Genomic DNA, 9,932 nt, shown 5'->3' on the forward strand with positions numbered 1-9,932 from the left:
CGAAATTTGTCATTGACTTTTGATTGATAAAAGAAAAAGCCGCTTAGAGCGGCTTAAAAGGACATGCTTTTTTGAATATTAATGGCTTGTGCAACGGTTACCGTTGTTAGCACCAGTTTTTTAATCATTTATATAATCTGTTGTTCATTTAATGAAATTTGTAGTCTTTAGTATTTTCAACGCCAAATACCTTCAGGAATTGGCTTTTCCTCTACTATTTCTACTAATAGACTGTCAGGACCTCTAACAAAAAAACTTTTCATTCCGTGAATAGAGTCAATTTTTATATTATGAACAATATCTAGTCCATCGAATTTCATTTTCTTCATTAGAAACTCAATATTTTCAGTTGAAAAACCAATATGGTCGATTGAGCTACCATCTGTTGGTTTAATTTCTTCATTAGTCCACCACGATTCTTCCTCAACTGGTTTGCCAAACACAATTATATTAATATTATTGACGGTCAATAAATTCCATTTCCATCGAAGCTCGTTATTCTGCCATTGCTTCGCTTCTTTATATACTGGAAGAAATCCTAGATTGGATTCAAACCAGTTCATAGTTTTATCAACATCAGATGATAGTAAGTGTATATGTTCAAACCTATGATTTTTGTTTCCAGTATAAACTTCTATGACTTCTTTTTCTGGGCCAAGAAAGTACATCCAAAAATTATCACCAAGAGGTGTAATGTTGGTATGAACCGCTATTCCTTCATTGACTCTCCAGTCAAATTCAGATTGACCATCCACACCTGACCAACCAATATGCCATAAACTGGAACCTAAATGTGTGGGTGGTGCAGTATCGACAAGGTTCATTAATAAAAACGATTTTTCCGTAAAAAGAGCATCCACTCGCTCTCGATATTTAATTTGAGTCGCACCAAAGTATTTTTGATAATATGCAATAGTTGAATCTCTGTCTGTAACATTTAGATGGATATGATGAAAATTTACTTTACTTAATTTTTCAGTCTCTTCGGATTTTTCAGGTAGCTGTTTACATCCAACAAATTGAAATATTAGAGTAGCGAAGACAATTAAGGTAGTTCTATATTTTATGTCATTCAAATTATTCATTTTTTCAAATTGGTGCTAACGTTCAGTATAAGAAACGTAAGTGATTTCGAAGCTCTTACCTATCAAGTTCCACTGAGCCAAATATGCGTTTTGACACAAATTTACTGTTTTCAAACAAACCCGTCAAATCGCAGATTTGGCGGAGCTGATTAAATGCACGAAAGCTTCGTAAACCACTGAATCACTTATGTTTTTTATACATTGTTAGCGGTAGTGCTTTTTATTCAATTAAAAGATTGTCTAAATTCAATAGGGGAGACATTAGTTTTACTTTTAAACAGTTTACTAAATGAGGCAGGGTATTCAAAGCCCAATTCATAAGCAATTTCACTAACACTTAGTTCTGTAGTTGATAATTTTTCTTTGGCTTTTTCAATTAACTTATTCTGAATGTGTTGTTGTGTACTTTGTCCGCTAACTATTTTTAATACGCTACTTAGGTAATTAGGCGATAAATTTAAATCATTTGAAATTTGAACAACAGAAGGAATTCCATTAATAAGTGTCTCACTATTGTTAAAATAGTTGTTTAATACTTGTTCCAGTTTTATAAGAATTTGATGATTGCTAATTTTTCTTGTAATAAATTGTCTCTCGTAATAACGTTCAGCATAATTGAGCAATAACTCAATATGTGAAATGATAATATTCTGACTGAATTTGTCAATATTAGATTGATATTCTCTTTGTATATTTTTTAAGAGTTCTACAATAATATTTTCTTCTTTTTCAGAAAGGAAAAGAGCTTCATTCACATCATAACCAAAGAAATCATAATTTTTAATAGATTTAGCTAAAGGTGTATTCCATAAAAAGTCTGGATGGATAAGAAGTAGCCATCCAGACGGATTTACTTTTATGTTCTGATTTATTGTAATTGTTAATATTTGTTTTGGTGCAACAAATGAAAATACACCTTCGTCAAAATCATATTTTTGTTGTCCATAATTAAATTTCTCACTTATATTTCTTTTTAAACCAATAGAATAAAAGTCCTGCATCCATTTAATCTTATCTGAATTAGTAGCATAATTGACTTTACTATAGTCTACTAAACTAATAAGTGGATGTTCTGACTTAGGTAAATTACTATAGTTATGAAATTCACTTATAGATTTAAATCGATGCATTTCTTTCATTTTTTAATATTAAGAATTTATTTTCTTTAAATAATACCATTCCTGCGTGATAAAGGATTCCATTTTTGAACTCTCCATCTGCTGTGAATCCTGTATCGTCTTTATAATCAATTTGATTTCCTGTTACTTGATAATTTCCCTGATAAGCACTTTTTTGATTTCCTCTCGCTTCGTCATATCTATTGTTTGGAAGTAATTCGTGACGGATATTTCCATCTACTGTCACCCACATTCCAATATATTGTTTTGATTCTTCTATTGTCATTTGATTTAAAATTTAATTTTTAAACCCTGTAGATGTTCCTAAAGTTATATTTTCTTTCATAGCTTTCTGAATCGTCTCTATTTTAAGGTCTGCATAGTGATATGCATCTTTACCCATAAAAAAATGTATTGGTGGATTTTCTTGTTTACTTAAAGCGATTAATATTTCAGCTCCTTTTTCTGGGTCATTAGGTTGATTACCATCTATATCCTTTAAATGTGCTTGTTCCATTTCTCGAGCTGATTTATATTCTTCAATTGGATTATTAGGGGTTTTGACAGAACCTTCTGATAAAAAATTGGTTCTAAAATAACCTGGATATACTAAGGTTGTATATACTCCAAATGATTTCATTTCTTCGGCTAAAGCCTCTGTAAAACCTGCAACAGCAAATTTTGTAGAACAATAAATACCAAAACCTGCAAAATTTCCTGTATAACCACCTATAGAAGCTATATTAAATATGTGTCCAGATTTTTGTTTACGTAAATATTGTGTAGCATTTCTAATTACGTTTAAAGAACCAAACACATTTACTTTAAAATTATCTTCCACTTCTTTTTCTGAAAGCTCTTCTAAAGTTCCAATTTGACTGTAGCCTGCGTTATTAACTAAAACATCAATTCTACCAAAATGGCTAATCGTAGTTTGAATAGCTTTCTTAACATTTTCGTTTTTTGTTAAATCCATTTCGATTGGTAAGAAATTTTCATTTTCTTCTCCGATTTCTTTAATTAAGGATTGTTTGTTCCTTGAGGTAGAGGCAACATTACAGCCTCGTAAAAGAAGTTTTTTGGTTAAGATTAATCCTAAACCTTTCGATGCTCCTGTAATAAACCATACTTTTTTTGTGTTCATATTCTTTGAATTGAGATTATGACACAAAATTGGTTCATTAAAGAGTTTTTCACTTTTCCAAATCTAAGAAAGGTATAGTCAAATCTACTTTATGCGATGATTTTTGGTCGTATTACCGCTAACGTTTTTATATAAATTATTGGCGGTAGTGGTTTCTGTAATGTTACTTAATTATACAATTTTCGAAATTCCAATGGTGTCAAATCCGTTTTTTTCTTGAATAATTTTCCGAATGATTGTGGGTGTTCAAATCCTAAACTGTAAGCAATTTCATTTACTGATAAGGCTGTAGTTGAAAGTTTCTCTTTAGCCAATTGCATTAGTTTTTCGTGAATAAATTCTTGGGTACTTTTTCCCGATAGTGTTTTTAATAATCTACTTAAATAATTGGGGGATAAGTTCAATGAAGCAGACAGATAATTAACTGTTGGTAATCCATTTCCCTGTAAGTTTTTGCTTTTAAAATAATTATTTAAAAGTGTTTCGAATTGCTCAAGTATTCTATGGCTCGATTTTTTTCGAGTGATAAATTGACGTTGATAAAATCGTTCTGAATAAGTGAGTAATAATTCCAATTGTGAAATGATAACATCTTGACTGAATTTATCAATATTAGAATTGTATTCTTGATTAATATTTTGCATCAAATCGGTTAACGTATTTTGTTCCTTGTCCGAAAGATGCAATGCTTCGGTTAATTCGTAACCAAAAAAGTCATATTTCTTTATTTTTTGCGCCAAAGATGTACTCCAAAGAAAATCGGGATGAAAAATAAGTAACCATCCCGAATGATTTAGTTTTTGTTCATCTTCTATCTCAATACGCATTATTTGATTTGGTGCAATGAAAGCTAATACACCTTCGTCAAAGTCGTATTCTTGTTGTCCATATTTCATTTTACCATTAAACACCTGTTTCAAGGCAATTGAATAATAACCGTGAGTAAAACTTGAAACCGTTATATTTTCTTTCCTTTTAATATCGGCGAAATTAATTACGCTAACCAAAGGATGCTGTGGTTTTGGCAACTGCATTAATCTATGATATTCGGTGATATTTTTTATGTGAAGTATAGACATTTTTTTATTTTTAAATCATTTGTCCTCCAGACACTTCTATGCGTTGTGCGTTTATCCATTTTGCATCGTCGGTACATAAAAAGGCAACGACACTACCTATATCATCTGGTAATCCAACACGTCCCAAAACAGTGTTAGATGCAATAAAATTATTCATTTTTTCATTATCTCTAACTGCTCCACCGCCAAAATCAGTTTCGATAGCTCCAGGTGCGATTACATTTGACCGAATTTTTCTATCTCCTAATTCTTTTGCCTGATACTTAGTTAAAGTTTCAATAGCACTTTTCATAGATGCATATACTGAAAATCCGTTTAAGGCAAAACGGGTTAGACCAGTTGACACATTGACAATTCCACCACCATCGTTTAGAATGTTCAATGCTCTTTGAGTTAATAAATAGGTGCCTTTAAATTGAATATTATAAATTGTATCCAATTGTTCTTCTGTAGTTTTAGCAAAAGGTACGTTTATTCCAATTCCCGCATTATTAATGAGGTAATCGATTTTTTCAACTCCGAATTTGGATTTTATTGACTTTTTAACAGTCGCAAAGAACTCTTCAAAATTATTGAATTCAGTTACATTTAATTGAACCGCTATAGCTTGTTGTCCTAAACGCTCAATTTCTTTGATAACCTCTTTAGCTTTTTCTTCGTTGTTGTTATAAGTTAGAATTAAATGAAGTCCTTTTTTTGCCAATTCTAAAGCCATATTCTTTCCTAATCCACGACTTCCACCTGTTACTAAAGCAATTTTTATTTCGTTTTTCATTTTGTTTTTTTTATAAATTGAATAATATTTTTAAGCCCTCTTTTAGGTTTTTTGGTTTACGTCCGAGATATTGTTGTAATTCATTTGTAACCATTTCCTCTTGTCCGTTTTTAATATCAAGATTAAAATCAACTATTTTTTTGACCATAGATTCAGGAACTCCATTTTCTAGCATTATTTTTTTGAATGGCTCAACTTCTATAGATTTGTAATTTACCTGTTTGCCCGTAAGTTCTGTAAGGGCAGTTGCAACATCATAAAAAGAATACGCATCAGAACCTGTAAAGTTAAATGTTTGGTTTTCGAAATTTTCGTTCATTAAAACATTAGCTATTGCCTCGGCTTGTTCAGCTTTTAAAACATAGGCAACTTTTCCATTTCTGGCAGGTTGTAATATACCTTTCTCAAATACGTTTTTGCCAACAAAAAGTGGTAAGACATCCATATACAAAGCATTTCTAAAAATCACATATTTCAATCCACTTTCTTTAATATAATCTTCGGTTAAAAAATGTTCCATCATTAGTTTATTTACTAACGTGTTTTTGTCTTTTAAAGAACGACTTGTATAAGCAATGTTTTGAACGCCTTTCTTTTTTGCGGTATCAATGACGTTTTTATGTTCTTGCATTCTATCGCCTTGGTCTCCAGAAGAAATTAGTAAAACGGTATCTAGGTTCTCCATCGCTTTTTCAAGTGATTGCACATCGCTATATTGCCCGATAAACGCATTTAATCCTCTTTTTTCAAATTCAATTTTGCTTTCTTCTTTTCTTGTAAGCACCGAAATATTTTCAGCTGTCCCAGTTTTTAGTAATGTTTTAATAACTGTACTCCCTAATTCTCCAGTTGCTCCAGTAACTAATATTTTTTTCATTTTCCGATTCTTTTAAGTGAAGTACAAAGGTTAAATAGATAAGCGATAGTTTTGTAGCCAAATCTATCTTTGTATCAGCCAAATCGGATAAATGACTGAAGTTTGTTGATTAGCAGGAAGTTTTTTAGCATTACCGCTAACGTGTTTGTGTATGATTTCGTTGCGTGTTTCAGCAACTAATTTAGCAAATACAAACCGAATAGAAAATCCGCGAGGATTTTCGTAAGTAAGCTTGCACTAGCAATGAATTATACACGGTGTTCTAAGCAGTTTTTTATCCGATTAGTGATGTAAAAATATCAACTAAATTTTTCTGATTTCCGCTTCGAGCATTATTCAGAGAGTCGAAGTATTCATTTCTATCGATACTGTCAAACTGAACAACTTTATCAAGTAAATCTTTAAATTGCAAAGAGGCTAAAACTCTAGCAACTCTTCCATTTCCATCAATAAAAGGATGTATGGTTAAAAATCTTTCGTGAAATTCTGATATCGCTAATATTTTTTCTTGCTCTGAACTATAAAGAACTTCCATATATTTTTCTTTCCACCAATTCAGAAGCTCAATTGTTAATTTAGGAACTTGGTCAGCTTCCGGTGGTACAAATTCCGCATCTTCTATTTCTCCACCAACCCTTGCCAACCAAACTTGAACATTTCGTAATCCTAAAACACCTTTAAATGAACTTCCTTGAGTTTCATAAAGTGCAGCTTGTTGAATAGCAAATAAATCTTCCATTGAAATTCGGGAAGAAAATGGAATTCCTGATATTGGTAGAACTGATAAGCTTTTGTTGAAAACCATATCCCTATCAAAAATCTGCCCTGATAAATCACGAGTTATTCCTCGAACTTCTGCAAGCATAGACTTGATTTCAGCAAATTCGTGTTTAAGATTTACGTGAGAATTTAAAAATGAAATTTGTTCTTCTTTTGATAATTCAATATTCAGATACTCTAATCTTATTCCATATCCTTTTGGTGAATCCAAAACACTAGTCACTCTTTCTCCGTGATATATTTCGATATTTTCGCTTCCTTCTGGTATTAGAGAAATTCTTTCAGTTGGTGTGATTTTTTGGTTAGTAACAAATACAAATCCATCTGCATTATTCATTTCAACACCTTCATAATCTCCATCAAATTTGTCTTTAACTTCTTTAAATGTCTTTTGACCCATTCCAAAATAACAACCAACTACATATTTATTGCCATTTTTATAGCAAACAATGTCTTTCCTGCCATCAGGTCCTCCAGTTGGGCATTGTGGGTCAATATCCGTGAATCCTTCAGTATCGACAATTTTTGCAGAAAGCCTTTCGGAAAATGCTTGTCCTTTGTCCCAATTTAATAATATCTGATATGTGTTTGCCAATGATTTGTTAGGTTGTTAGTTTAAATTGCTTAGAACGGTTTTGGCTATGGTTTCGTTACGGAATGGTACGCGAGTATCATTCCGCCGTAACCATAAATTTAGCAAAAAGGCTTGAAATTCCGATTAGGAATTTCAGCCGTAATGAACTATAGCCGTTGTTGTGCTTTCGTTATTTCTCAATTGCTTCGATTATTTCTTTTGCGTCTTTAATAGCGTTTGTATAGAATTCAGAAAGAAGGTTTGATTGATATCGTCTATTCATAATCATTATTTCCAATTTCTTATCATCTATTACACTTTTTAAATCAATATTCTCTAGTTTCCTTGGGTCATCTTTATAAAATTCCAATTGTCGAGGCCAGGGATTTGTTTTATTATATATCCAATAATAATTTTCTTTTACATAAGGCTCATACATTGTTTTGATTTCAGTATTAGCATTAAGTTCCCTACTTTTTAACTGTTCGATATATCTATAATAATTCAATATTTTTGTTTGAAGTTCTTTATCAATAAATGACATTCCATTTGAATTAACAAGAGCATTAATACCGCTTTCGTTTATTTCTATGTTCCTTTCAAACATCATATATATCAGGTACATTTGAACATTGTTGTCTACTTGTTTTAGAGTTTTAAATTGTTCTAAAAAATCATTTGCATAATCAATCGTAGTTTGTGTTTCGGATAGCAAATTATTGGCTTGCATTATGTCATCTTGAAGATTCAATTTTATTGTTTCTAAATGCTCTTCAGCTTGCTTGATATTACTTTTGTTTTCATTCCAATTGTTAATTTGAAGTGCAATAAGAATTCCAATTACGACCAATATTATTTCTCCGAATGCGTATTTCAGATACTTTGCTGTTTTGCCTTCTGATAGCAAGTTTTGTCTAATTTTTCTAAAGAATTTTATCATTGGTTAGCGGTTTCTCGAAAGGTAGGATATTTAATTAACTCGAGTTTCGGTTAATGAAGCACAACGTTTTGGCTATGAGCAGTAGCGTCCCGCAGGGCGCTATTGCTTATAGGTTTTGTGTGTGCCCAGTATGGGCATCTTTTGAACTACAGAAATGTAGTTAATTAATCTAGAGGGTGCAAGTCCCTTATGCGCTGGAGTAACTTCAGGAAGCATTAGTAAGCCGCAAGGGTGGTAACTGCGAAGTTACATCTGAAGAAAGCGGGACTACAAAACTCGGTACTGACGAACAGGAACCGTATACGGAGGCATAGTTGCTTGGGTAAGCAAGCACATCATTGTAACGCCCAACGATTACCAAAAGGGTAGCTATGTAGATACGGCAGGGATCGAGTGAAAGAGGATGTTCTTACCTGGGGAGGTCTCCAAAGTTACGTGTAACTACATGGAGAAGTCAGCAGAGGTCATAGTACTTATAGGAAACGAGCTAGGGCAGAACCCTGGAGGTCTCACAAGCAAGGAAGGACCGAACGTTAGATCACGTCCGGATTCGTATAGGAATCGGTTTATCCGATAGCCTATACCTAGAAGGACAAGAACAGTACAGATGATAGCAAAAGTAGTAGCAGCAAGAAACTTGAGCGACGCCTGTAAAAAGGTAGTCCGCAATAAAGGTTCGGCAGGAATGGACGGGATGCCCACAACAGAGTTGAAAGCATTTATAGATGCCCACCGCTCAAGAGTGGTGCACCAACTCATTTCTAAAAGCTACAGGCCACAAGCTATCAAAGGGGTGGAGATACCCAAGCCGAACGGCAAGACCAGATTACTGGGAGTGCCAACGGTAGTGGATAGATGGCTTCAACAAGCGGTAAGCCAACAATTGGTGATTCATTTCGAACTTGGTTTCGAGATGGAGAGTTACGGTTTCCGCCCAAGGAAGAACCTTCAACAGGCGGTATTAAAAAGTCAAGGGTACATCAATGATGGCTACCAAGACATAGTGGATATAGACCTTAAAAGCTTCTTCGATGAAGTACAACACTATAAATTGCTTCAGCTTATTTATAACAAGGTAAAATGCCCGACCACCTTATGGCTGATCCGTAAATGGTTACGCGCGCCCATTTTAAAGAATGGGCGATTGCATAAGCGCAGAAAAGGATTGCCACAAGGCAGCCCATTGAGTCCATTACTGTCCAATATCATGTTGGACCGATTGGACAAACATTTAAGAACAAGAGGGTTCGGGTTTATCCGCTATGCCGATGATTTCAGTATCTATACAAAATCAAAAGCAGCTGCACGAGCGATAGGGAACGAGGTTTTTCTTTTTCTAAAGGAGAAACTGGGTCTGCCTGTCAACCGGGCAAAGAGCGGTATCCGCAGACCCTCTACATTCAAGGTGTTGGGTTATAGGTTTACGCCAGTATATAAGAAAGGCGTAAAGGGTCATTATCAGTTAACAGTAAGCGAACAGGCTTGGCAAACACTCAAACGCAAGCTAAGGTATCTTACCAAGAAAACACTGCCATTGTCATTAGCGGAAAGGTTACAACG

10 protein-coding genes are annotated in these 9,932 nt (G+C 33.6%); 1 reads left to right on the forward strand and 9 read right to left on the reverse strand.

The window, feature by feature from the left end; translation table 11 throughout:
- Positions 1-176: 176 nt before the first annotated feature.
- The 9 genes from PP182_RS20890 to PP182_RS20930 form a co-directional block, all read right to left on the reverse strand.
- Positions 177-1,085, reverse strand: coding sequence for a VOC family protein (locus tag PP182_RS20890; RefSeq protein WP_272653194.1), 909 nt, complete (start codon positions 1,083-1,085; stop codon positions 177-179).
- 224 nt (positions 1,086-1,309) lie between these two features.
- Positions 1,310-2,215, reverse strand: coding sequence for a helix-turn-helix domain-containing protein (locus PP182_RS20895; RefSeq protein ID WP_093980647.1), 906 nt, complete (start codon positions 2,213-2,215; stop codon positions 1,310-1,312).
- Positions 2,202-2,489, reverse strand: coding sequence for an Atu4866 domain-containing protein (locus PP182_RS20900; RefSeq protein WP_272653195.1), 288 nt, complete (start codon positions 2,487-2,489; stop codon positions 2,202-2,204). Before PP182_RS20900 ends, PP182_RS20895 begins: the two co-directional genes overlap by 14 nt.
- A gap of 12 nt (positions 2,490-2,501) precedes the next feature.
- On the reverse strand, positions 2,502-3,347 hold the full coding sequence (locus PP182_RS20905) for an SDR family oxidoreductase (RefSeq protein ID WP_272653196.1): 846 nt from the start codon (positions 3,345-3,347) through the stop codon (positions 2,502-2,504).
- Between the two features lie 167 nt (positions 3,348-3,514).
- The gene (locus PP182_RS20910; RefSeq protein WP_093979463.1) at positions 3,515-4,426 is read right to left on the reverse strand and encodes a helix-turn-helix domain-containing protein; all 912 of its coding nucleotides are present in this window, start codon (positions 4,424-4,426) and stop codon (positions 3,515-3,517) included.
- Between the two features lie 10 nt (positions 4,427-4,436).
- Positions 4,437-5,201 carry an SDR family NAD(P)-dependent oxidoreductase gene (locus tag PP182_RS20915; protein ID WP_093979464.1) on the reverse strand — a complete coding sequence of 255 codons (765 nt, stop codon included), beginning with the start codon at positions 5,199-5,201 and terminating at the stop codon, positions 4,437-4,439.
- Positions 5,202-5,211: 10 nt separating this feature from the next.
- On the reverse strand, positions 5,212-6,078 hold the full coding sequence (locus PP182_RS20920; RefSeq protein ID WP_272653197.1) for an SDR family oxidoreductase: 867 nt from the start codon (positions 6,076-6,078) through the stop codon (positions 5,212-5,214).
- A gap of 274 nt (positions 6,079-6,352) precedes the next feature.
- Positions 6,353-7,453 (reverse strand): Fic family protein, encoded by a 1,101-nt coding sequence (locus PP182_RS20925; protein WP_272653198.1) that lies wholly within the window; start codon positions 7,451-7,453, stop codon positions 6,353-6,355.
- A gap of 169 nt (positions 7,454-7,622) precedes the next feature.
- Positions 7,623-8,372 (reverse strand): DUF6090 family protein, encoded by a 750-nt coding sequence (locus PP182_RS20930; RefSeq protein WP_272653199.1) that lies wholly within the window; start codon positions 8,370-8,372, stop codon positions 7,623-7,625.
- 607 nt (positions 8,373-8,979) lie between these two features.
- Here PP182_RS20930 and ltrA point away from each other — a divergent pair.
- Positions 8,980-9,932, forward strand: a 953-nt coding sequence (ltrA, locus tag PP182_RS20935; protein ID WP_272653200.1) for a group II intron reverse transcriptase/maturase, incomplete at its 3' end; no start/stop codon positions are given.

Origin of the sequence: Maribacter sp. PR1 (genome assembly GCF_028464145.1) — a bacterium.
Taxonomy (GTDB): domain Bacteria; phylum Bacteroidota; class Bacteroidia; order Flavobacteriales; family Flavobacteriaceae; genus Maribacter.